Source organism: Mesorhizobium sp. M7A.F.Ca.CA.001.10.2.1, from assembly GCF_003998575.1.
In the GTDB taxonomy this organism is placed as follows: Bacteria; Pseudomonadota; Alphaproteobacteria; order Rhizobiales; family Rhizobiaceae; genus Mesorhizobium.
Map to the genome: position 1 here is coordinate 1 of NZ_RZQY01000023.1, position 22,854 is coordinate 22,854.

Here is a 22,854-nt window from a genome sequence, read left to right on the forward strand (position 1 = left end):
GGGCTGAGACCGGGCGCCTTTGCTGCTATTCGGCCGCCGGCGGGCTCGAGATTGCGGTGATCAACAAACCGCTCAAACCAGCGGTGCTGCGCTCGATGATGGCCAGGGTCAGGCCGCTGGCACCGGCGGCCGTGCGCACCTCATTGGAGCGGTCTGCGGTGACCAGCACGGCCGGCAGGGTGTCGCCATGGAGCGCGCGCAGCCTGACGATGATATCGAGACCCGTTTCGCCGTCGAGATGGTAGTCGGCAAGGACGATGTCCGGGCGGTGTGTCACCACGCTTTCCAGATCCTTTGAACCGGACACGGTGTCGACGTTGCAACCCCAGCCTTCGAGCAGGAGCCGCATGCCCTCTAGGATGCGGGCGTCGTTGTCGATGCACAGCACATGCAGTCCGGCCAGCGAAGCCGTCGCGCGGGCAGGAACCCTGGCGTCGATCTCGCGCCGCGGTTCCTGCACGGCCGCGACGGGCAGGATGACGGAGAAGCGCGTGCCCTTGCCAGGGTTGGAAAAGATCCGGATCTCCAGCCGCAGCACCCGGGCGATGCGGTCAACGATGGAGAGGCCGAGACCGAGGCCCTCGGCCTCGCGCGCGCCCTCGTCGAGCCGGGTGAATTCGCGAAAGACGGTGTTCAGCTTGTCGCCGGCGATGCCGATGCCGGTGTCGATCACCTGGATCTCGGCCAAATCGCCGCGCCGTCTGACGCCAACCAGCACGCGGCCGTGGCGCGTGTATTTGATGGCGTTGGAGACGAGATTCTGGATCAGGCGGCGCAGCAGATTGCGGTCCGTCGTCACTGTCAGCGATGACGGCATGATGGTCAGCGCGAGCTTCTTCTCGGCGGCGAGCGGCCGGAAGTCGTTGCCGATCTGGCGCAGCAATCCGTCGAGGTTGAAGGCGGTATCGTCCGGCTTCATCGCGCCGGCGTCGAGGCGGGAGATGTCGAGCACGGCGCCGAGGATGGTCTCGACCGATTCCAGCGAGGATTCGATGTTCACGGCGGCCTTGCCGGCAGGCCCTTTGCCGGCCTTCTCGATCAGCGAGGAGCAATAGAGCCGGGCGGCGTTGAGCGGCTGCAGGATGTCGTGGCCGGCGGCGGCGAGGAAGCGCGTCTTGCCGAGATTGGCCTCCTCGGCCAGCATCTGCGCCTGCGCCAGCTCCTCGTTGACCCGGGTCAGTTCGATGGTGCGGGTCTTGACGCGCTGCTCCAGCGATTCATTGGCACGCTTCAGCGCCAGATCCTGTTCGACGCGCCCGGAAATGTCGGCATAGGTGGCGACGATGCCGCCGTCCGGCATCGGGTTGGAGCGCAGTTCCAGGATGCGGCCCGAGGTTTTCAGTTCCATCTGCCATGGGCTGACGAAACTGGTCAGGCGGTTGAGCATGGCCACACGCTGATCGGCGGGGATGTCGCCGCGTTCGGCGAGATGGCGCAGGATGCGGTCGAGCGAGACGCCGACCTGGCCCATCTCGTCGGGCAGGTCGAACAGCGCCCGGTACTGGCGGTTCCAGCAGATCAGGCGGAAATCGCGGTCGAAGACGGTGATGCCCTGTTCCATCTGGTCGAGCGCGATCTGCAACAGGTCGCGGTTGTGCTGCAGCGCCTCGGTGGCGTCGTCGAGCAAGCGGAAGGCATCTCGGGATTCGCGGTCGTGGCGCCGAAACAGCAGCGACAGGATCAGCCGCGCCGAGGAGGAACCGACGGCGCTGGCGAGCAATTGCTCGGAGAAGCGGATGACGTCCATGCTCGCCTGCTCATTGCCGTGCAGCGAGGTTCCGTTGGTCTTTTCGAACGACTGGAAGGAGCGCTCGGTGCGCTCGACGCCGAGATAGCGCCCGATCGTGTCCTTGAGGTCGTTGACGGTGATGGCGGTGCGGAAGCGGCGCAGGCTTGGCATCGGGCCGGCATCGCGCGGCACGAAGATCGACGCCTGGATGCGTTCCAGCGGCACCGATGCGCGCGACAGCGAACCGAGCACGAAGAACACCGCGTTGAGCGACAGGCTCCACAGCACGCCGTGGTTCAGCGGTTCGGCGACGGTGCCGAACAATGCCTGCGGCCGCAGCGCCTCGAAGCCGAACAGCCCGTGCACGATGATGCCGGTATCAGGGGCGGCAAGCGATGGAAACAGCAGCGTGTAGCCCCAGACGAGGATGCCGGCGACCATGCCAAGTGCCGCACCCCGGCCAGTGGCGCCGCGCCAGATCAGCCCGCCGATCAGCGCCGGCGCGAACTGGGCGATGGCCGCGAACGACATCAGGCCGATCGACGACAGCCGCGCGCTGTCAGTGCTCTCGCGATAATAGAGGAAGGCGATGAACAAAAGGATGAAGATCGCCCCGCGCCGAACATTGAGAATGAGCGTCGACCAGTCCTCGGTCTCGGAGGTCGAGGTCTTGAGCAGGCGGCGCACGAACAGCGGAATGACGAGGTCGTTGGAGATCATGATCGACAGCGCCACGCTCTCGACGATCACCATCGCCGTCGCCGCCGACAGGCCGCCGATGAAAGCCGCCATCGCCAGCAAGTCATGGCCAGTGAACAAGGGCAGCGACAGCACGTAGAGATCGCTGCTGGTCCCGGTGCCGACCAGCGACAGGCCGGCAAAAGCGATCGGCAGCACGAACAGATTGATCGCCACGAGGTAGAGCGGAAACACCCATGTCGCGGTGCGCAGTTCGGCCTCGCCGCGGTTCTCGACGATGGTGACGTAGAACTGCCGCGGCAGCATGATGATGGCAAAGCCGCTAAGGCAAGTCAGCACCAGCCAGGTGGCGAGCGAGGTGTTGTAGCTCATCGCCTGCCGGACCTGCCCGTTCTGGGCGAGCTTGTCGAACATGTCGCCCGGGCCGCCGAAGATCAGGAAGGTGACCATCAGGCCGATCGCCAGGAAGGCGGCGAGCTTGACCACGGTTTCGACCGCCACCGCCAGCACCAGCCCGTCCTGGTGTTCGGTGGCGTCGGCGTGACGGGTTCCAAACAGCACCGCAAACAGCGCCAGGAGCATGGCGACGACCAACGAGATGTCGCTGACGAAGGGATCGAACGAAGGCGGCGATCCCGTATAGTGCTCGACCATCAGGCTGACCGAACCGGAGATCGCCTTCAACTGCAGCGCGATATAGGGCACCGCGCCGATGGTGGCGATCAGTGTGGCGATCGCCGCGACGGTGAAACTCTTGCCGTAGCGCGCGCCGAGGAAATCCGCGATCGAGGTGATCTTCTCGGTCTTGGCCAGCCGCACGATGCGGTTGAGCAGCGGGAAGCCGAACACGAAGACGAGCACCGGGCCCGTATAGATGCCGAGGAATTCGAGGCCGCGTTCGGAAGAGAGACCGACCGAGCCGAAGAAAGTCCAGGATGTGCAGTAGATAGCGAGGCTGAGTGCGTAGATGAAAGGCCGCCCCCGGCTCGGCTCGGAGATGGCCGAGCGGCGGTCGCCGAGGCTGGCGATGGCAAACAGCAGCGTCACATAGGCGACCGCGATGATGACGATGAACAAGCCCTGCACGCTTGGACTTTCCTCCTCTGCCGTCTTTCTATCCGGCTTGCCCGGACGCAATCACAGCTTGGCGTCCGAGTCCATTGCAGAGCTGTGTAGGACGGTTCTCAGACCGGCGCGTCGGTGTCGATGTCGTTATGGTGAAGATCGCCGCTGGGCGCCGTGGAAGATGCTGCCGACAATGATCTCCTCCGAACCCATACGATAGAGGATGATGTGCTTGCCATGGACGAACTGATGGGTCCTGCCTTCATAGAGCCTGCCCATATTCGGGTAATCGCCGAGCAACTCAAACACCGCGTCGAGTTCACGCAGATACTTTTCGGCCTGAGTGTGGCCGAAGTTTTCGAAGGTGTGTCGGTAAATGTCTTTCAGATCGCGTTCGGCGCGATGCGTTATCCTATGACGCATGCGGGAATTCGGCACGCGCTTCCCGAATAATGTCGTCGATAGACTTGTCGCTGACGGGGCTCTCAAAACCTTCGTCGATGGCCGCCTGAATCGCTTTCCGCTTCTCATCGGGCGAAAGTGCGTCGAACCAAGCGCGCTGCTCCTTTGTCGGAGCCGCCCACGGGTAAACGTCAATGCTGATGGTTTCGAGCATGTTCATGAGAATATTGTAGGCGAAAACGCCTATGATTGCCAGAAATTCAACGCTGCTCCTGCCGAACCGTGGGTCTCGAACAACTGAACCGGGGTCGGTCTCGGCGAGCAACCTAGCCGGCTCCCGGTAAGGAGAAACCGGTTGCTTTCTCCTTTTTGCCGATGTTGCGTCAGGAGGTTTTTGTTATGTTGTCTCAGGTCGATGTCGCAAGGACGGAAACGGCAACTCGGCCAGTCACGACAAGGAGGGTCGAATGCTGAAAGAATTCCAGGAATTTATTTCCAAGGGTAATGTGATGGACCTTGCGGTCGGCGTCATCATCGGCGCGGCCTTCGGCAAGATCGTCGATTCCCTTGTCAACGACATCATCATGCCGATCGTCGGTGCGATTTTCGGCGGATTGGACTTCAACAACTATTTCTTCGGATTGTCCTCAGCCGTCAACGCGACCTCGCTGGCCGATGCCAAGAAGCAGGGCGCGGTCTTTGCCTATGGCAGCTTCATCACCGTGGCTCTGAACTTCCTCATCCTCGCTTTCATCATCTTCCTGATGGTCAAGGCGGTGAACAACATGCGCAAGCGGCTTGAGCGCGAGAAGCCCGCTGCACCGGCCGCTCCGCCGCCTGCCGACGTCGCGCTGCTCACCGAAATTCGCGATCTGCTCGCCCGGCGCTGACCACGGGCGGCATTTGCTGGACCAAAACCCCGGTCGTTCGCGGCCGGGGTTTTCTGTTTTCGCATCTGGTAAGGACCGCTGACGAAAACCGCAGACCAAAACGGACCCGCCAATGACCCTGATCGACAGCTTGCGCACCGAGGCCCGTGCGGCACCCGAAAGCGGCATTGTCGCCGTCGTCAATTACGGCCGCCTGCGCGAAGGCATGATTCCGCTCTGGGCCGGCGAGGGCGACCTGCCGACGCCGGCCTTTATCACCGATGCCGCGTCGAAGGCGCTGGCCGGCGGCGAGACATTCTACACCTGGCAAAGGGGCATCCCCGAACTTAGGCAGGCACTCTCCCGTTACTATGCCAGGCATTTCGGCAAGACCTTCCCGGAGGAAGAATTCATCGTCACCGGCTCCGGCATGCATGCCATCCAGCTGGCGCTCGACGCGCTCGCCGGTGCCGACGACGAGGTTGTCTATCTGTCGCCGGCCTGGCCGAATTTCGATGCCGCGGCAGCGATAGCGGGAGCCGTTCCGGTCGCGGTGACGCTCGATCATTCCGGCAATGGCTGGTCCTGCGACGTCGAGAAGCTCGCGGCTTCGATCACGCCGCGCACAAAGGCGCTGTTCATCAACACGCCGTCGAATCCGACCGGCTGGACCGCCGATGATGAGACCTTGCAGGCCATCCTCGATCTGGCGCGCGCCAAAAACCTTTGGATCATCGCGGACGAGATCTATTCTCTGTTCCACTATGGCCACGGCCGCGCGCCGTCCTTCCTCGACATCGCGTCGGCGGAAGACCGCATCCTCTATGTCAACTCCTTCTCCAAGAACTGGGCTATGACCGGCTGGCGCGTCGGCTGGATCAAGACACATCCGAGCTTGCAGCAGGTGTTCGAGAACCTGATCCAATATTCGAATTCCGGCGTCGCCCAGTTCATGCAGCGCGGCGCGGCCGCCGCCCTTGATGAGGGCGATGCCTTCGTTGCCGAACAGGTGGAGCGGGCGCGCAAGGCGCGCGACCTTGTCTGCGGCATCCTCGGCGCCACCGGCCGCGCCCGGTTTACGGTGCCGCAGGGTGCGTTCTATCTGTTTTTCACTGTCGACGGCATCACCGATTCACGCACCGCTGCCTTCGACATTGTCGACAAGGCCAATGTCGGCCTGGCGCCAGGCACGGCTTTCGGCCCCGGCGGCGAGGCGTTTTTGCGGTTGTGTTTCCACCGCCGCCTCGACCAGGTCGAGGAAGCGGCGCACCGGCTGGCGAAGTGGATGAAGGCAGTTTGAGGATTGGGCTGGACAGGAAAGCCGCGCGTTTGAAGATTCTGGACCGCCTCACTCTTCGGCCGCAGTAACGGCATGGATCCTAGGGTCTGCGCCGCGTCGCTTCGCTCCTTGCTTCGCCCTAGGATGACGAAGAGAAAGATGCCTCGGCCAACCTCGAAGGTCGGCCATTGCTACGATGCCAGACTCCAACTCTGTGACTAGCCAGAAGCCCCCACGCTTCGTCATCCTAGGGCGTAGCAGTCGCGAAGCGACGTCGCGGAGACCCTAGGATCCATGCCGTGACGTCGGAGCGTCGCGGCGTTGGAAGCAATCGACAGGCGCAACCAGCAACGGCTTCAGCCGCCTGACTTGGGGACCAGCAGGGGAATGATGCGGTCGCTCTTGGCTACCGAAGGCCGCCCGGCGGAGCCATAGGGGATGCCGAGCGCATCCCAGGTCTCGACCAGCGCATCCTGCAATTCGGCGATCAGTGCATCGGAGTGGAACGGCGTCGGCGTGATGCGCAGCCGCTCGGTGCCGCGCGGCACGGTCGGGTAGTTGATCGGCTGGATGTAGATGCCGTGCACGCCGAGCAGGCGGTCGCTGGCCATCTTGCAGGCCTCGGGATCGCCGACTAGCAGCGGCACGATGTGGGTCGGCGAGTCCATCACCGGCAGGCCGGCGGCCGACAGGATCTGCTTGGTTCGGCTCGCCTGCTGCTGCTGGGCGTCGCGCTCGGCCTGCGAGCGCTTGAGATGGCGGATCGACGCGGTCGCGGCAGCCGCGATCGCCGGCGGCAGTGCCGTGGTGAAGATGAAGCCCGGCGCATAGGAACGCACGGCGTCGATCACGGCGCTGGTGCCGGTGATATAGCCGCCCAGCGTGCCGAATGCCTTGGCCAGGGTGCCTTCGATGATGTCGATGCGGTCGGCCAGGCCTTCGCGCTCGGTGATGCCGCCGCCGCGCGGCCCGTACATGCCGACGGCATGGACCTCATCGATATAGGTCATGGCGTTGTAGCGCTCGGCGAGCTCGACGATCTCTTTGATCGGCGCGATGTCGCCATCCATCGAGTAGACGCTTTCGAAGACGATCAGCTTGGCGCGTTCGCGTCCCGCCGCCTGCAAAAGGCTTTCCAGATGCGCGACGTCGTTGTGGCGGAAGATCTTTTTCTCGGCGCCGGAACGCCGCACGCCTTCGATCATCGAGGCGTGGTTCAATTCGTCCGAGATGATCAGGCAGTTGGGCAAAAGCTTCGCGATGGTCGAGATCGAGGCCTCGTTGGAGACGAAACCGGAGGTGAAGACCAGTGCCGCTTCCTTGTCGTGCAGGTCGGCAAGCTCCACCTCGAGTTCGACCAGCGGGTTCGAGGTGCCGGAAATGTTGCGGGTGCCGCCGGCGCCCGAACCCATCTTGCCAGCGGTATTCTGGAACGCGGCGATGACGTCGGGATGCTGGCCCATGCCGAGATAGTCGTTGGAGCACCAGACGGTGATTTCCTCGGCGCGGCCATTGGAACGCCAGATGGCGCGCGGGAACTTGCCCGCGATCCGCTCCAGGTCGGCGAAAACGCGGTAGCGACGCTCGGCATGGAGCTGGTCGATCGCTTCCTCGAAGAACCGCTGATAGTTCATATAGGCTTCCCAATTTTTGCGCGGGATCATAATCATTGGCCTGTTGGTCGTCCACCTGGCCTTTTTGGTCAAAATGCCACGCCCCGGACCTGTTCCTAACGATCACGGATCGTGGCCTATTCCCTTGATGTGGATCAACTTTGTTTCAGGACGATGCCACTAGCCGGCGATGCCGGTTACCACGGTTTCAATGGTTATGCGGCGGGCTTTCCAGTAGAGCGGGGGTTGAGACAGTTTCCGATAAATCTTGGATAAGCGAGGAAGCGGATGACGGTTTTGGTTACAGGCGGCGCCGGTTACATCGGCAGCCATATGGTCTGGGAGTTGCTTGATGCCGGCGAGGGCGTGGTCGTCCTCGATCGCCTTTCCACCGGTTTCGAATGGGCGGTGGCGCCCGAGGCAAGGCTGGTCGTCGGCGACGTTGCCGACCGGGAATTGGTCGGCTCGGTCATCAGGGAGAACAAGGTCGACGCGATCATTCACTTCGCCGGCTCGATCGTGGTTCCGGAATCGGTCGCCGACCCGCTCAGTTACTACGAGAACAACACCTCGAAGACGCGCACGCTGATCGAAACCGCGGTGCGCGAAGGCGTGCCCAATTTCATCTTTTCATCGACTGCCGCCGTCTATGGCGGAGCCGGCCTGGAGCCGGTGCGCGAGGACGCCCGCCTGTCGCCGGAATCGCCCTATGGCCTGTCCAAGCTGATGAGTGAGTGGATGCTGCGCGACGCGTCGATCGCGCATGGCCTGCGCTATACCGCGCTGCGCTACTTCAACGTCGCCGGCGCCGACCCGAAGGGCCGCACCGGCCAGTCGACGCCGGGCGCAACCCATCTGATCAAGGTCGCCTGCGAGACGGCACTTGGCAAGCGGCCGTTCATGCAGGTGTTCGGCACCGATTATCCGACGCCGGACGGCACCTGCATGCGCGACTACATCCACGTCAGCGACCTGGCGGCGGCGCATCGCCTGGCCTTGCAGCGGCTGCGTGCCGGGGGACAAAGCCTCGTCGCCAATTGCGGCTACAGCCATGGCTATTCGGTGCTCGAGGTCATTGACAGCGTGCGCCGCGCTTTTGGCCGTGATTTCGAGGTGAAGATGGGCGACCGTCGTCCTGGCGATGCCGCGGCGGTGGTTGCCAATTCGGATCTCGCCCGCGCCGAGCTCGGCTGGACCCCGCAACGCGACGATCTCGACCAGATCGTCGCCGACGCGCTCGCCTGGGAGCGCATCTTGACCGGCAAGAACTCCGCGCGCGGCTGAGCCGGGTTCTCCCAAGGGCTCGCAAGGCGGGCAGCGAAGCGCTATTGAAGGCCTTCGCGGCAAGGTGCGGAGGCGCCGCGCCGCGAGGAGCTCTTGGGGGATGGCATGAAAATAACGGTGCTCGGGGCCGGTGTCGTCGGTACGGCGGCCGCCTATTATCTGGCCAGCGACGGCCATGAGGTGACAGTGATCGAGCGCCATCCGGCGGCGGCACAAGGCACCAGCCAGTCCAATGCCGGCCTGGTGTCACCGGGTGACGCCACCGCCTGGGCCTCGCCGGCGGCTTTGAAGACTTTCCTGCGCGGGCTCTACAACCATGATCTCGGCATCAAGGTCAGGCTGCGCCTCGATCCCTATTTCCTCGCCTGGAGCCTGCGTTTCCTGCGCCAGTGCACGGTGGCGCGCCTGCGCGCCAACACCGACATCAAGCTCAGGCTCGCGCTCTATTCGCGTGACTGCATCAATGCGCTTTCGGAAGCGACCGGCATCCACTACGACGAACGCAAGAAGGGCATTCTCTACTTCTTCCGCTCGCAAAAGAGCCTCGATACCGGCACCGACAATTACCGTTATCTTGCCAGGCACGGCCTGCCGATCGAAATCGTCGGCCGCGACCGGCTGGTCGAGCTGGAACCAGGCCTTGCCGGCGTCAAGGACAAGATTGCCGGGGGCGTCTATTCGCCAACCGACCAGACCGGAGATTCCAAGCAGTTTGTCGACAGGCTGGCCGCCTATGCTGCCGAGAAGCTCGGCGTCAAATTCCTGTTCGGCACGACAGTCGAAGGCCTCGACATCGAGGGCGATCATGTGCGCGCGGTGATGACGTCGGCCGGCCCGGTCGCCGGCGATGCCGTGGTCATCTCGATGGGACCGGAGAGCGGCCTGCTCGGGCGCCGTTACGGCATCGACCTGCCTGTCTATCCGGTAAAGGGCTATACCGCGACGATTCCCCTGGAGGACGAAAGCAAGGGACCGACCATGGGCGGCGCCGACGAGGACCGGCTGATCGGCTATTCCAGGCTGGGCAACCGCTTGCGGATGTCCTCGACGGCTGAATTCACCGGCTTCGACCGAACTTTCAAGCCCGCCGATTTCAAGACGATCATCAGCACCGGCAAGGATCTTTTCCCGGGTGCCTTCGACGAGAAGAAGGCTGTGTTCTGGGCCGGTCTGCGGCCGATGATGCCCAACTCGGTGCCGGTCATCGGCCAGGCTCGCTACAAGAATCTCTATCTCGACACCGGCCACGGCCATGTCGGCTGGACCATGGCCTGCGGCTCGGGGAAATTCCTTGCCGACCTCGTTTCCGGCCGCAAGCCGGAGATCGACCCGCAGGGGCTGGTCTACGGGGGGTAGTGATGTCGGGACCGCAAGTCGCTATCGACCTTGGCCGCATCGAGCGCAATGCGCGCACGATCGTCGAGCGCTGCGCGCTGTCGGGCATAAAAGTGTTCGGCGTTACCAAGGGCACTTGCGGCATGCCGCAAGTGGCGCGCGCCATGTTGCGCGGCGGTGTCGCCGGCATCGCCGAATCGCGTTTCGAGAACATCCGCCGGCTGCGCGACAGCGGCATCAACGCGCCGATCATGCTGTTGCGCAGCCCGCCGATGGCGCGGGTCGAGGAGGTGGTGCGCACCGTCGACATCAGCCTGCAGTCGGAACTCGCCACCATCCGCGAAATATCGCGCATCGCCGAGCGCATGGGCCGCATCCACGACATCATGCTGATGATCGATCTCGGCGATCTGCGAGAAGGCATCTGGCCGAACGACCTGATCCCGACCGTCGAGCAGATACTGCAGTTCAAGGGCGTTCGCATTGCCGGCATCGGCACCAATCTCGGCTGTTTCGGCGCCATCATGCCGACGCCGGAAAATCTCGGCCAACTCGTCGCCCATGCCTACAAGACCGAGCGCCTGTCCGGCAGAAGCCTCGACGTGATCTCCGGCGGCGCCTCGTCGTCGCTGCCGCTGCTGCTCGAAGGCAGACTGCCGGCCGGCATCAACAATCTGCGCGTCGGCGAGGCGATCCTGCAGGGTGGTGTCGAGACCTTCCGCGACACGCCGTGGGCGGAGCTCGAACCCGATGCCTGCCGGCTGACAAGCGACATCATCGAGGTCAAGCTCAAGCCGTCACGACCGATCGGCCAATCGGGCTACGACGCCTTCGGCAATCAGCCGGTCTTCCCCGACGAAGGCGACAGGCTGCGCGCCATCGCCAATATCGGCCGTGAGGATGTGCTGGTCGAGGGACTGACGCCGATCGCCAGGGGGATAAGGGTGCTCGGCGCCTCCAGCGATCATCTGCTTTTGGATGTCGCCGATGCCGACCCGAGGCCCTCCGTCGGCGACCGCGTCGCCTTCCGCATGAGCTATGGCGCCATGCTTTTGGCGATGACCTCGGAATATGTCGAGAAGGCCCCGATGCACGACGTCGAGGATTTTTCCGGCCGCAAGATGGTGCAGATCACGGCCGGGCAGGGAGCTGCCGGCATCCTGGCCCGGGAAAGCACCGGCGCCCGGCTGGAAGCGATGAACTTCGACGTGGTGGAACTCGCCGATGTCGAGCGGCCGCCATCGGGGCTGGTCCGGCTGATTGCCGGCGTCGATCGTCGCATCGCCCACAAGGCGCTGACCGCGACGGCTCGCGCGACGCATTCTTTCGGCCTGATCTGGATCGATTCCATCGCCGCCCTGATGCCAGAGGACGAGGAGGGCATCGACCTGCCGGAATGTTCGGTCCTGGCGCGATCGCTCGGGCTCGATCACAAGGCCGGCGCGCTGCAGCCGCAGCTGTCGCCGGAAAATGTCGTCATCGTCGGCCTGCGCCACGCCGATCCGGCCGAGGCGCGGGTGCTGAAGGATTCGCGCGTGTCGGCCTTCACCATGACCGACATCGACGCCATGGGCATGCGCGACCTGATGCACGAAGCGATCCGCATCGCCACCTCAGGCACGCAAGGCTTTCATGTCAGCTATTCGCCGACCGCAACCGAATTCGCCGGCTGGGCTGCGGGCTCCGGCGGGCTGACCGTGCGCGAAACGCACCAGGCGATGGAGGCGATCGCGCTCTCCGGTGGCTTGCTGTCGATGGATGTCTCGGGCCTGACGGCGGATCTGGAGCCGCGGATCGGCACCGACGCGGTCAACTTCGTCATGTCGGCTTTCGGCAAACGGATTCTCTGATCAGCCCTGCACGTCCACTGCCGAGCGCCATGCGCTGACATAGTCGACCCAGGCCGGGTCTACAGGCGGTTCTATTCTTTCGCCCTTGCCGTGCGTCGCCGGCTGATCGGATGCCAGCAGCGCCGCGCCGATGCTGGTGCCGGTGGCGGCCTCGGACCCAACCACGGCGCGCGCCGTGGCTGCCGCCAGCATGCCGACAAAGAGCCGGTTGCGGGCAAAGGGGCCTTCGACCGTGGTCGGGCCGTCCGCGCCGATCAGTTCGAGGCAGGTTGCCGTCATCAATGCCAGGTAGAACGAGATGGCGGCAAAGCGCTGGCCGCTGTTCAGGCCGTCGGCGTTGACCCATGCCGCGGCATGGTGCGGGAATGGCCCCGAGCCTTGCTGGGTCGACGGCAGCAGCAGCATTTTTCGCGCCAGCACGGCGCCGACATCATTCTCGGTCCACTGCTCCGGCTGATCCTTTGTCAGCCCGGAAAACTCGCGGCCGCCCATGAAGCGCGCCGAGGGAACGGGATCGCCGATTGCGTTGACATTGACCAGCGTGTCGCGCGCGGCATCCAGCGCAATCTGTTTGCCGCCGACCGCCATCGACACCACCCAGGTGCCGGTCGAGACGACGGAGAAAGGCGGTTTGTCGGAGAGAAGATGCGGCAGAAGCGAGGCGTTGGAATCATGCAGGCCGCAGAACACCGGCGTTTGCGGATCGAGTCCGGTTCGCATCGCAACGATGGGCAGGATCGGGCCGAGGCGGTCGCTGGCCGGCCGCACCGGCGCCATCAGCCCGCGCCATTCCAGCCTGTCGACCAACGATGAGAAATCCGCCGTCCACGGGTTCCACAGGTCGGTGTGGCAGCCGAGCGAGGTGACCTCGTTGGCGGCGATGCCGGTCAGGCGCAACGCCCAGTATTGTGGGTACATCAGCATCGCGGCGGCCCTGGCGAATTCCGCCGGGAAGCTCTTCTGCTGCCAGAAGAATTGAGCACCAAGATTGAGGCCGAGCGGCAGGCGCGGCGTGCCGGTCTCGGAGAAGGGCGGGCGGATCGCGTCATAACCCTCGGCCAGCCCGTCGGGGCCGTCGAACTCATAGTCGAGCACCGGTAGCACCAGTTCACCCGCCGCGTCGACCAGCACGCCGGTCGCGCCATGGGTGCTGATCGAAATGGCGTCGATGCGCTGTTCGCGATTGAGACCGGCAAGGCTTTCGAGGATGAATGCCCACAGGGCCTCGACATCGTGGTGCGGGTAAGGCGCCTGTCGCACCGGCGCATTGGACATGCGGCGCAGCGCCACCTCGCTCAACGTAGCGAGGTCGACCAGCGCCACCTTGGCGTTGGTCTTGCCGATGTCGATAACGGCGATGTGGCGCATCGCACTCATGCCATGTGGAACACGGTTTCCAACGGCACGGCCACCGGCTCGTTGTCCTGCCTGGTTTCCATGATGTCGGCCATTTCAGCCCACCAGCGCTGCATCACCGGATATCCGGGCAATTCGTCCATGCCGTGGTCGTCACGCCGCCACAGAACACCGAACAGGATATTGGTCTCCTCGTCGAGATGGATGGAATAATCGGAGACGCCGGCCTGCTTCAGCAGTGACACCAGCGACGGCCAGATCTCATCGTGACGCTGCTTGTACTCGGCCTTCATGCCGGGCTTCAGCTTCATCTTGAATGCATATTTCTCGGCCATCAACGCCCTCCGCGGAGTCGCCGCCAGACGATCGGCAGGGCAATGACGATAATCAGCAGCAGGCCAATGAAGATCGACATGACGATGCCGGGCACGTTGAGCAGGCCAAGCCCGAAGGTCACCAGCCCCATGATGAAGGCCGCGAGCACGACCCCAACAATGCTGCCGGCGCCACCGAGGATACTGACGCCGCCGAGCACCACCATGGTGATGACTTCCAGCTCGTAGCCCTGCGCGATCGATGGCCGCGTCGAACCGAGCCGCGAGGTGATCAGCACCGAGGCGATGCCCGACATCAGCCCGGTCAGGCAAAACAGGAGGAACTTGGTGCGGCCGACGCGCACGCCGGAAAACTGCGCAGCTATCGGATTGTTGCCGATGGCGAAGACGCGTCGGCCAAAACTCGTACGGTGCAGCAGGAACCAGTAGACGACGGCCGCGATCAGGAAGAGCACCAGTTCGAACGACACCACCCACCAGACATAGCCCTGGCCGAAGAAGGCGAAGCTTGCGGGATAACCCTTGTAGGCCTGGTCGCCGAGGATGATGAAGGCGATGCCGCGAAACAGGCTCATCGTGCCGATGGTGACGACGATCGAGGGCAGACCGAGCCTTGTCACCAGCAGACCGTTGAAGGCGCCGCAGCCGAGCCCGACGACGATGCCGATCGCTACCAGCACCGGCATGCCGGCGCCGGCCTGCACCGCCATGCCCATCATCGTCGACGCCAGCGCAATGATGGCGGCCACCGACAGATCGATCTCGCCCGAGATGATCAGCAGCGCCATGGCGAAGGCGATCAGGCCTTTCTCGGTGAAATTGAAGGTCAGATCGGACAGCGAATACGGGTCGAGGAAATAGGGCGAGGCGAAGCTGTTGATGGCGAAGATGGCGACGGCCACCACGACCAGCAGCGCTTCCCAGGAAAAGATCGCCGAACGAAGCGGCTTGTCGAGCCGGTCGGGAATGTGGCGCGGAGCAGGGATGTCGGTCACGCCTCCACCTTTCTGAGGATGATGCGGCCTTGCTGGCGTTCGCCGCGCGCGTTGAGCACGACGGCCAGGATGATGGCGCTGCCAGAAATCGCCATCTGCCAGAAGGGCGAGATGTTGATGACCGGCAGCGCGTTGGAGATGATGCCCAGGAACAGTGCGCCGAGCACCGCGCCGCCGACCGAGCCGATGCCGCCGGCGATCGAGATGCCGCCGATGACGCAGGCGGCGATGATGTTGAGCTCATAGCCATTGGCGACCTCGACCGACGCGATCACATAGCGCGAGATCCAGAGATAGCCTGACAGGCCGCCGATCATGCCGGAGATGCAGAAGACGATGAACTTGGTGCGGCCGACATCGATGCCGGCATAGACGGAAGCCGTCGGGTTTACGCCGATGGCATAGATCGAGCGGCCGAGCGCGGTGCGCGTCATCAGGACGAAGAACAGCGCAATGACCAGGATGGCGATCCACGACAGCACCGGAATGCCGAGGAAGGCGGCGCGCTGAAAGCCGATGAAGTCCGGGCTCATTTTGTCGGCATTGACCCAGGCGCCACCGGACAGGACGAAGGTCGCGCCACGATAGATGGTCAGCGTGCCCAATGTCACCACGATCGAGGGAATGTTCAGCCGCCAGACCAGCAGGCCGTTGATGGCGCCGAGCACCAGACCGACGGCCAGCGCAATGACGATCAGCAGCGGGATCGGGATCGCCGGATGTGCTGCGTTCAGCATCGCCACCACCATGCCGGTGAAGCAGAGATTGGACGCCATCGACAGATCGATCGACCGGGTCAGGATGACCACCATCTGGCCGAGCGCCAGGATCATCAGGATCGAGGTGTCGTTGAACACCTGACGCAGATTGCCGGGGTCGGCAAAGGCCGGGAAGCGCGTCGAAATCAGCCCGATCAGCACGACGATGGCCGCCAACAGCCAGATTTCACGGTATTTCAGGAAAGCCTTCATGCCGCGATCCCCGCTGCCGTCCGAACCAGCGTCTCGGCGTCCAACCCCTTGTTGTCGTAGACCGCCGCGACGAGCCCCTCGCGCATGACCACGACGCGGTCGGACATGCCGAGGATTTCGGGCAGCTCGGAGGACACCATGATCACCGACAGGCCTTGCGCCACCAACTCGGCCATGAAGCCGTGCACGGCGGCCTTCGAGCCGATGTCGATGCCCTTGGTCGGCTCGTCCAGGATGATCACCTTGGGCGACGTCGCCAGCCATTTGGCGATGACGATCTTCTGCTGGTTGCCGCCCGACAGCGTGCCGACGTCCTGGCTGAGCGAGGAGGCCCTGAGGTCGAGCCGCTCGGTGTAGGAGCGGGCCAGATCGAACTCCTCCGACAGCCGCAGCAGGCCGGACTTCGATGTGCGCTTGAGTGAAGGCAGCGAGACGTTCTGGAAGATCGGCAGGCCGATCACCACGCCTTGCTTGCCGCGTTCTTCGGGCACGTAGACGATCCCGGCATCGATCGAATCCGCCGCCGATTTCGGCGCGAGCGTCTTGCCTTCCAGCGTGATCGTGCCGGCTGATGTGCGGGTGATGCCCGATATCGCCTGCATCACCTCGCTGCGGCCGGCGCCGACCAGGCCGTAGAAGCCGAGGATCTCGCCCTTGTGCAGTTCGAAGCCGATGTCGTTGAATTCGGTCGGATGCGACAGGCCGGAAACGGAGAGCACCGGCGCGCCTATCTCGGCCTTGCGCTGCGGGAAGATGTGATCGACCGCGCGGCCGACCATCAGGCGCACGATCTGGCTCTGGCCGGCATCCTTGATCAGGCCTTCGCCGACCATCTCGCCATCGCGGAACACCGTGTAGCGGTCGGCGATACGGTAGATCTCGTCGAACTTGTGGCTGATGAACAGGATTGCCTTGCCGTCGCTCTTGAGGAACTCGATCAGCAAAAAGAGCTCCTCGATCTCCTTCATCGAAAGTGCGGCGGTCGGCTCGTCCATGATGACGATCTGCGCGTCGATCGACATGGCGCGCGCAACGGCGACCAGATGCTTGTTGGCGATGCCGAGGTCCTTCAGGCGCGCATCGGCGTCGATGTGGCCGGCATGCATGGTGTCAAGCACTTCGCGCGCGTTCTTGCGCATCGTGCGCCAGTCGATGGTGCGCAATCGCGTGCGCGGCGCATGGCCGAGAAAGATGTTTTCTGCGACCGACAAATCGTCGAACAGCACGGTTTCCTGGTGGATGGCGGTGACGCCGTGCCCGAAGGCGGCATGCGCGCTCGGCAGGGTGACGGCCTGGCCGTCGATGCTGATCGTACCCCCGTCGGGCTGGTAGATGCCGGTCATGATCTTGACCAGCGTCGACTTGCCGGCGCCGTTTTCGCCGATCAGCGCCGTCACCTGCCCGGGGTAGAGCGACAGGCTGACATTGTGCAGCGCGCGCACGCCGGGAAAGCTCTTGGAGATGCCGGACAGCGTCAGGCGTGGAGCCGAGGCCGGAGGCCGCTCCTTCACCGCGCCGTGTTGGGCTGTCGTGTCCATAATCGTATCAAGCCCTGAAACAAGGTTCGTTTAAAGTCGCGGCGGGACGTGAGCCCCGCCGCGTCAGCTCGAGAGGACTCCAGATCAATAGATCTTGGAGAACTTTTCGATGTTCGACTTGTCGAACTGGAAGGGCGGAGCCATCGCAGCCGAGTTGGTGTCGTCGAGCGTGACCTTGCCGACGCGGCCGATCGACAGCGTGGCGCCGGGCTTCGCCTCTTCCTTCTTCACCGCCAGATCATGGGCGAGGTAGACGGCCGAGTAGCCGAGGTCGATCGGGTTCCACAGGGCAACCGCCTGACTGGAACCGTTGTCGATGAACTTCTTGAACTCGGACGGCAGCGCGAGGCCGGTGACATTGACCTTGCCGATCAGGTTCTCGTCGGTGACGACCTGGGCGGCGGCGACGACGCCGACGGTGGTCGGCGCGATGATCGCCTTGAGGTTCGGATAGGACTTCAACAGGCCCTTGGCTTCGTCGGTGCTCTTGGCCGAATCGTCATCGCCATAGACGGTGGCGACGAGTTTGATCTTGGGGAACTTCTCCGGCAGGATTTTCTTGGCCGCGTCGATCCAGGCGTTCTGGTTGGTGGCGGTCGAGGAGGCCGACAGGATGGCGACCTCGCCGCCTTCCGGCAGGTGGTCGGCGGCAAGCTTGATGATGGTCTCACCGATCAGGCCGGTATCGGACGGGTTGAGGTGAAGCTGGCGGCCTTCCTTGGCGACGCCCGAATCCCACGAGATGACGGTGATGCCGCGTTCCATGGCCTTCTTCAGCACCGGCACCAAGGCGTCGGCGTCATTGGCCGAAATGGCGATGGCGTTGACCTTCTGCGCGATCAGCGAATTGACCACTTCGATCTGCGCTTCGGCGGTCGCCTTGGTCGGGCCGGTGTAGATGATGTCGACATCGCCGAGTTCCTTGGCCGCCTCTTCGGCGCCCTTGTTGGCGGCATCGAAGAAGCCGTTGCCGAGCGATTTCACCACCAGTGCGATCTTGACGTTTTCGGCATAGGCGGCATTCACGAACATGGCGGCTGAGAATGCAGCCGTCACCATCAATTTCTTCAAGAAGCTCATCGAATTTCCTCCCTTGAGCGTTGCATTCCATCGTCGCTGCGAGCGCGAGTTGGCCTCAGGCCTGCAGTGAAGATTCTTCCTTGTTGGTCGCGGATGTGCGGGCGACGATCAGCGTCACCCCCGCGGTCTCCAGCATCTTGGCTTCGCGATCCTCGATGCCGTCATCGGTGATGACGGTGGCGATGCGCGACAGGCCGCACAGGATCAGGCTGGAGCGTTTGCGGAATTTCGAGGAATCGACCAGCACCACCAACTCGTCGGCTTGGTCGATCAGTTTCTGCTCCGCCTGGATCAAAAGCGGATCGCCCTCCATCAGGCCGAGCGGCCCCAGACCCTGCGCGCCCATGAACATGCGGCGCGCATAGAAATTGCGCGTCACGTCATTGTCGAAGGGCGACAGGATGATGTTCTGCTCGCGATAAATGGTGCCGCCCGACAGCATCACCGTGTTCTTGGAGTGCTTGAGCAGGTGCTCGGCGATCGGGAACGAATTGGTGAAGATCGGCATGCGGCGGCCGGTCAGGAAATGCACCATCTGAAAGGTGGTGGTGCCGCCATTGATGATGATCGGTTCGCCGTCCTTGCACAGTTCCACGGCTTCGCGTGCAATCGCCCGCTTCTGCGAGGCGTTGATCGTTTCGTTGACGGAAAAGGGCCGGCCGGCCAGCCCGATGAACTGCGGCGGCGAGATTGCCTCGGCGCCGCCGCGCACACGGCGCAGCCGCTTCTGGACGTGGAGGGCCGCGATATCGCGCCGGATCGTCGCCTCGGACGACTCCGTCAGGTCGACCATCTCCTGCACCGTCACCACAGGCTTTTCCTGGACAGCGGACAGAATGATCCTGTGGCGCTCTTTTTCGTGCATGGTTCCTCCCTGCCTGAGCATCTAGGCACCCAAAACGCGCAGTGTCAATCATTTCCGATCATATAATTTCATTGTGCAGTGCAATATGATCGATATTGATCGTTTGTGATTGACAAGCCGGCTGCTTCCGTGGAAATTCGGGGCCAAATGGCCGCGCCTTTTGCGTGCCTTCGGGAGGATTTCTTATGCTCGACAAGCGCACCGGCGCGCGCCTCGCCAATCTGTGGGACGAGGCCAAGGCTCACGCTATGAGCGGGCCGGAACTTCTGGTCTACCGCTCGAACACACTTGGTTCCGACAAGCGCGTCACCAACTATGGCGGCGGCAACACGTCGTCGAAGATCTGGGAGAGAGACCCGCTCACCGGCGAGGATGTCGAAGTGCTGTGGGTCAAGGGATCGGGCGGCGACAGCGCCTCGATCAAGCTGGACGGCTTTGCTACGCTCTACATGGACAAGCTGCGCGCGCTCAAAGGTCTCTATCGCGGCGTCGAGCACGAAGATGAAATGGTCGGCTTCCTGCCGCACTGCACCTTCAACCTCAATCCACGCGCGGCCTCTATCGACACGCCGTTGCACGCCTACGTGCCGAAGCCTTTTGTCGACCACATGCATCCCGATGCCATCATCGCCATTGCCGCCGCGAAGGATTCGAAGGCGCTGACCAAAGAAATCTTCGGCGACGCCATCGGCTGGTTGCCGTGGAAGCGTCCCGGGTTCGAGCTTGGCCTGTGGCTGGAGAAATTCTGCCTCGAACACCCCGATGCCAAGGGTGTCATCCTGGAAAGCCACGGCCTGTTCACCTGGGGCGACACCCCCAGGGAATGCTACGAGACGACGATCTCGGTGATCAACCAGGCGATCGAATGGTTCGAGCGCCGCTCCGAAGGTGTCGCTATCTTCGGCGGTGAAGTGGTCAAGGCACTCGACGCCACCGAGCGCCGTGCCATCGCGGCCAAACTGATGCCGAGGATTCGGGGCCTGATCTCGGAGAAGAGCCACAAAACAGGCCATTTCGACGATTCCGCCGCCGTGCTCGAATTCGTCAATTCCAGGGATCTGCGCCCGCTGGCGGCACTCGGCACCTCGTGCCCCGACCATTTCCTGCGCACCAAGATCCGCCCGCTGGTCATCGAATTCGATCCGGCCAAGCCCGATGTCGATGCGGTGATTGCGCGGCTTGCCGACGACATCGCAGCCTATCGCGTCGGCTACCAGGCCTACTACGACAGCTGCAAGCATCCGGACTCGCCCGCCATCCGCGATCCCAATGCCGTCGTCTACCTGATGCCCGGCGTCGGCATGTTCACCTTCGCCGGCGACAAGGCGACGGCGCGCATTTCGGGAGAATTCTATGTCAACGCCATCAACGTCATGCGCGGCGCCTCCACCGTCTCGTCCTATGTCGGGCTGCCTGCACAGGAAGCCTTCGACATCGAGTACTGGCTGCTCGAGGATCTGAAGCTGCAGCGCATGCCGAAGCCGAAGTCGCTTGCCGGCCAGATCGCCCTGGTCACGGGTGGCGCCGGCGGCATCGGCCGCGCCACGGCCAACCGGCTGCTGCGCGAAGGCGCCTGCGTGGTGCTGGCCGACATCGACGAGACAGCGCTGGCCAGCGCCAATGACGAACTGGCCAAGGTCTATGGCAAGGATTTCGTCCGCCCGGTGCTGATCAACGTCACCTCGGAGGACCAGGTTATCTCCGGCTTTGCCGAGACAGCGGTCGAGTTCGGCGGCATCGACATTCTGGTGTCGAATGCTGGCCTCGCCTCCTCGGCGCCGATCGAGGAGACGACGCTGGCGCTGTGGAACAAGAACATGGACATCCTGTCGACCGGCTATTTCCTGGTCTCGCGGGAAGCGTTCCGGCTGTTCCGCGCGCAGATGATTGGTGGCAACGTCGTCTTCGTCGCCTCCAAGAACGGCCTTGCCGCATCACCCAACGCCGCCGCCTATTGCACCGCCAAGGCCGCCGAGATCCATCTCGCCCGCTGCTTGGCGCTTGAGGGCGCGGAGGCGCAGATCAGGGTCAATGTCGTCAACCCGGACGCGGTGCTGCGCGGCTCGAAGATCTGGACCGGCGAGTGGAAGGAACAGCGCGCCGCCGCCTACAAGATGTCGACCGACGATCTGGAGGAGCACTATCGCTCGCGTTCGATGCTGAAGCGCTCGGTCTTCCCGGAAGACATCGCCGAAGCGATCTATTTCCTGGCGTCCGACATGTCGGCCAAGTCGACCGGCAACATCATCAATGTCGACGCGGGCAACGCCCAGAGCTTTACGCGCTAGCCGCTTCGCCCTTCTCCCCATCACTATACGGGGAGAAGGTGTCGGCAGGCGGATGAGGGGCAGCGCTGCCCGCATATATTTTGGGAGGAACCAGCACTTGTCCGAATCCATCATCTCCGCCGACCTCGTCGACAAGGACAACGCCGCGCGCAAGCCCAACCTCGAGCGCGACTACGCCTCGCTCGGCGAGCGGCTCGACCGTCGCGGCATCGCCATCGACGCTATCAGAGACAAGGTCGAGAAATTCGCGGTGGCGATCCCGTCCTGGGGTGTCGGCACCGGCGGCACGCGCTTTGCCCGCTTTCCCGGCGCCGGCGAGCCGCGCGATATCTTCGACAAGATCGAGGACTGCGCCGTCATCCAGCAATTGACGCAAGCGACGCCGACCGTCTCCCTGCACATTCCGTGGGACAAGGCCGACCCGAACCGGCTGAAGCAGGCGGCTTCGCGCTTTGGCCTCGGCTTCGACGCCATGAACTCCAACACTTTTTCCGACGCGAAGGACCAGGCGCTTTCCTACAAATTCGGCTCGCTGTCGCATGCCGATGCCGGCACGCGCCGGCAAGCGGTCGAGCACAATCTCGAATGTATCGAGATCGGCAAGACGCTCGGCTCCAAGGCCCTGACGGTGTGGATCGGCGACGGTTCGAACTTCCCGGGCCAGGTCAATTTCGCCAAGGCGTTCGAGCGCTATCTCGACGCCATGAAAGAGGTTTACGCCGGACTGCCCGCCGGCTGGAAGCTGTTCAGCGAGCACAAGATGTACGAGCCGGCCTTCTATTCCACCGTCGTGCAGGACTGGGGCACCAACTACATGATCGCCAGGGAATTGGGCGACAAGGCGTTCTGTCTCGTCGACCTCGGCCACCATGCCCCCAACGTCAACATCGAGATGATCGTCTCGCGGCTGATCCAATTCAAGAAGCTCGGCGGCTTCCATTTCAACGATTCGAAGTATGGCGACGATGATCTCGATGCCGGTTCGATCGACCCCTACCGGCTGTTCCTCGTCTTCAACGAACTGGTCGATGCCGAACTGTCCGGCACCGAGGGTTTCGATCCGGCGCACATGCTCGACCAGAGTCACAACGTCACCGATCCGATCGAAAGCCTGATGCTGTCGGCGGTCGAGGTGCAGCGCGCCTATGCGCAGGCGCTGCTCGTCGATCGCAAGGCGCTGGAAGGTTTTCAGGACAGTAATGATGCGCTGATGGCGACGCAGACGCTGAAAGCCGCCTACCGCACCGATGTCGAGCCGATCCTCGCCATGGCGCGGCTGAAGACTGGTGGCGCCATTGATC

At 63.4% G+C, this 22,854-nt stretch carries 18 protein-coding genes; 7 read left to right on the forward strand and 11 right to left on the reverse strand.

From position 1 onward, the window contains the following. Window positions 1–25 precede the first annotated feature (25 nt). From EN964_RS03115 to EN964_RS03125, 3 genes are all read right to left on the reverse strand, one after another. A complete protein-coding gene (locus tag EN964_RS03115; RefSeq protein ID WP_245490628.1) occupies window positions 26–3,514 on the reverse strand; it encodes a PAS domain-containing hybrid sensor histidine kinase/response regulator in 3,489 nt (1,162 codons plus the stop codon). Window positions 3,515–3,640: 126 nt separating this feature from the next. After that, a complete protein-coding gene (locus EN964_RS03120) occupies window positions 3,641–3,916 on the reverse strand; it encodes a type II toxin-antitoxin system RelE/ParE family toxin (protein ID WP_127268171.1) in 276 nt (91 codons plus the stop codon). Beyond that, window positions 3,906–4,220, reverse strand: a complete 315-nt coding sequence (locus EN964_RS03125; protein WP_127268170.1) for a hypothetical protein — start codon at window positions 4,218–4,220, stop codon at window positions 3,906–3,908. Before EN964_RS03125 ends, EN964_RS03120 begins: the two co-directional genes overlap by 11 nt. 142 nt (window positions 4,221–4,362) lie before the next feature. On the opposite strand from EN964_RS03125, the gene mscL reads away from it, so the two are divergent. Continuing rightward, complete coding sequence (gene mscL, locus EN964_RS03130; protein WP_027038576.1) at window positions 4,363–4,785, forward strand: large conductance mechanosensitive channel protein MscL; 423 nt, start codon at window positions 4,363–4,365, stop codon at window positions 4,783–4,785. Between the two features lie 112 nt (window positions 4,786–4,897). Then, complete coding sequence (locus EN964_RS03135; protein ID WP_127271730.1) at window positions 4,898–6,064, forward strand: pyridoxal phosphate-dependent aminotransferase; 1,167 nt, start codon at window positions 4,898–4,900, stop codon at window positions 6,062–6,064. Window positions 6,065–6,399: 335 nt separating this feature from the next. Here the strand turns inward: EN964_RS03135 and hemA are convergent, their stop codons facing one another. Then, window positions 6,400–7,677: a 5-aminolevulinate synthase gene (gene hemA / locus EN964_RS03140; protein ID WP_127270796.1), complete on the reverse strand. Its 1,278-nt coding sequence runs from the start codon at window positions 7,675–7,677 to the stop codon at window positions 6,400–6,402. Between the two features lie 267 nt (window positions 7,678–7,944). On the opposite strand from hemA, the gene galE reads away from it, so the two are divergent. The 3 genes from galE (at window position 7,945) to EN964_RS03155 (ending at window position 12,125) form a co-directional block, all read left to right on the forward strand. Further along, complete coding sequence (gene galE / locus EN964_RS03145; RefSeq protein WP_127270794.1) at window positions 7,945–8,940, forward strand: UDP-glucose 4-epimerase GalE; 996 nt, start codon at window positions 7,945–7,947, stop codon at window positions 8,938–8,940. Between the two features lie 105 nt (window positions 8,941–9,045). After that, window positions 9,046–10,296, forward strand: coding sequence for a D-amino acid dehydrogenase (locus tag EN964_RS03150; RefSeq protein WP_127271728.1), 1,251 nt, complete (start codon window positions 9,046–9,048; stop codon window positions 10,294–10,296). A 2-nt stretch (window positions 10,297–10,298) separates the two neighbouring features. Beyond that, window positions 10,299–12,125, forward strand: coding sequence for an alanine racemase (locus EN964_RS03155; RefSeq protein WP_127271726.1), 1,827 nt, complete (start codon window positions 10,299–10,301; stop codon window positions 12,123–12,125). Here the strand turns inward: EN964_RS03155 and EN964_RS03160 are convergent, their stop codons facing one another. From EN964_RS03160 to EN964_RS03190, 7 genes are all read right to left on the reverse strand, one after another. Beyond that, window positions 12,126–13,502, reverse strand: coding sequence for an FGGY-family carbohydrate kinase (locus EN964_RS03160; RefSeq protein ID WP_127271724.1), 1,377 nt, complete (start codon window positions 13,500–13,502; stop codon window positions 12,126–12,128). It abuts the gene before it with no gap. Further along, complete coding sequence (gene rhaM, locus EN964_RS03165; protein ID WP_127269350.1) at window positions 13,499–13,816, reverse strand: L-rhamnose mutarotase; 318 nt, start codon at window positions 13,814–13,816, stop codon at window positions 13,499–13,501. Before rhaM ends, EN964_RS03160 begins: the two co-directional genes overlap by 4 nt. Continuing rightward, window positions 13,816–14,811: an ABC transporter permease gene (locus EN964_RS03170; protein WP_127269351.1), complete on the reverse strand. Its 996-nt coding sequence runs from the start codon at window positions 14,809–14,811 to the stop codon at window positions 13,816–13,818. The genes rhaM and EN964_RS03170 overlap by 1 nt, the downstream gene beginning before the upstream one ends. Next, window positions 14,808–15,782 (reverse strand): ABC transporter permease, encoded by a 975-nt coding sequence (locus EN964_RS03175; RefSeq protein WP_127269352.1) that lies wholly within the window; start codon window positions 15,780–15,782, stop codon window positions 14,808–14,810. The genes EN964_RS03170 and EN964_RS03175 overlap by 4 nt, the downstream gene beginning before the upstream one ends. After that, window positions 15,779–17,320, reverse strand: a complete 1,542-nt coding sequence (locus tag EN964_RS03180; RefSeq protein WP_127269353.1) for a sugar ABC transporter ATP-binding protein — start codon at window positions 17,318–17,320, stop codon at window positions 15,779–15,781. Before EN964_RS03180 ends, EN964_RS03175 begins: the two co-directional genes overlap by 4 nt. A gap of 84 nt (window positions 17,321–17,404) precedes the next feature. Continuing rightward, on the reverse strand, window positions 17,405–18,400 hold the full coding sequence (gene rhaS, locus EN964_RS03185; protein WP_013533599.1) for a rhamnose ABC transporter substrate-binding protein: 996 nt from the start codon (window positions 18,398–18,400) through the stop codon (window positions 17,405–17,407). Between the two features lie 55 nt (window positions 18,401–18,455). After that, window positions 18,456–19,265 carry a DeoR/GlpR family DNA-binding transcription regulator gene (locus EN964_RS03190; protein WP_023813909.1) on the reverse strand — a complete coding sequence of 270 codons (810 nt, stop codon included), beginning with the start codon at window positions 19,263–19,265 and terminating at the stop codon, window positions 18,456–18,458. A gap of 185 nt (window positions 19,266–19,450) precedes the next feature. Between EN964_RS03190 and EN964_RS03195 the strand changes: the two genes are divergently transcribed. Continuing rightward, on the forward strand, window positions 19,451–21,553 hold the full coding sequence (locus EN964_RS03195; RefSeq protein ID WP_127267355.1) for a bifunctional rhamnulose-1-phosphate aldolase/short-chain dehydrogenase: 2,103 nt from the start codon (window positions 19,451–19,453) through the stop codon (window positions 21,551–21,553). 97 nt (window positions 21,554–21,650) lie between these two features. Then, window positions 21,651–22,854, forward strand: a 1,204-nt coding sequence (gene rhaI / locus EN964_RS03200) for an L-rhamnose catabolism isomerase (protein WP_164775717.1), incomplete at its 3' end; no start/stop codon positions are given.

Coding starts and splice junctions, on each gene's coding strand:
- hemA (WP_127270796.1), bottom strand. CDS start 7,677: ATGAACTATCAGCGGTTCTTCGAGGAAGCGATCGACCAGCTCCATGCC.
- EN964_RS03120 (WP_127268171.1), bottom strand. CDS start 3,916: ATGCGTCATAGGATAACGCATCGCGCCGAACGCGATCTGAAAGACATT.
- EN964_RS03190 (WP_023813909.1), bottom strand. CDS start 19,265: ATGCACGAAAAAGAGCGCCACAGGATCATTCTGTCCGCTGTCCAGGAA.
- rhaM (WP_127269350.1), bottom strand. CDS start 13,816: ATGGCCGAGAAATATGCATTCAAGATGAAGCTGAAGCCCGGCATGAAG.
- EN964_RS03160 (WP_127271724.1), bottom strand. CDS start 13,502: ATGAGTGCGATGCGCCACATCGCCGTTATCGACATCGGCAAGACCAAC.
- EN964_RS03150 (WP_127271728.1), top strand. CDS start 9,046: ATGAAAATAACGGTGCTCGGGGCCGGTGTCGTCGGTACGGCGGCCGCC.
- EN964_RS03135 (WP_127271730.1), top strand. CDS start 4,898: ATGACCCTGATCGACAGCTTGCGCACCGAGGCCCGTGCGGCACCCGAA.
- EN964_RS03195 (WP_127267355.1), top strand. CDS start 19,451: ATGCTCGACAAGCGCACCGGCGCGCGCCTCGCCAATCTGTGGGACGAG.
- EN964_RS03155 (WP_127271726.1), top strand. CDS start 10,299: ATGTCGGGACCGCAAGTCGCTATCGACCTTGGCCGCATCGAGCGCAAT.
- mscL (WP_027038576.1), top strand. CDS start 4,363: ATGCTGAAAGAATTCCAGGAATTTATTTCCAAGGGTAATGTGATGGAC.
- EN964_RS03175 (WP_127269352.1), bottom strand. CDS start 15,782: ATGAAGGCTTTCCTGAAATACCGTGAAATCTGGCTGTTGGCGGCCATC.
- rhaS (WP_013533599.1), bottom strand. CDS start 18,400: ATGAGCTTCTTGAAGAAATTGATGGTGACGGCTGCATTCTCAGCCGCC.
- galE (WP_127270794.1), top strand. CDS start 7,945: ATGACGGTTTTGGTTACAGGCGGCGCCGGTTACATCGGCAGCCATATG.
- EN964_RS03180 (WP_127269353.1), bottom strand. CDS start 17,320: ATGGACACGACAGCCCAACACGGCGCGGTGAAGGAGCGGCCTCCGGCC.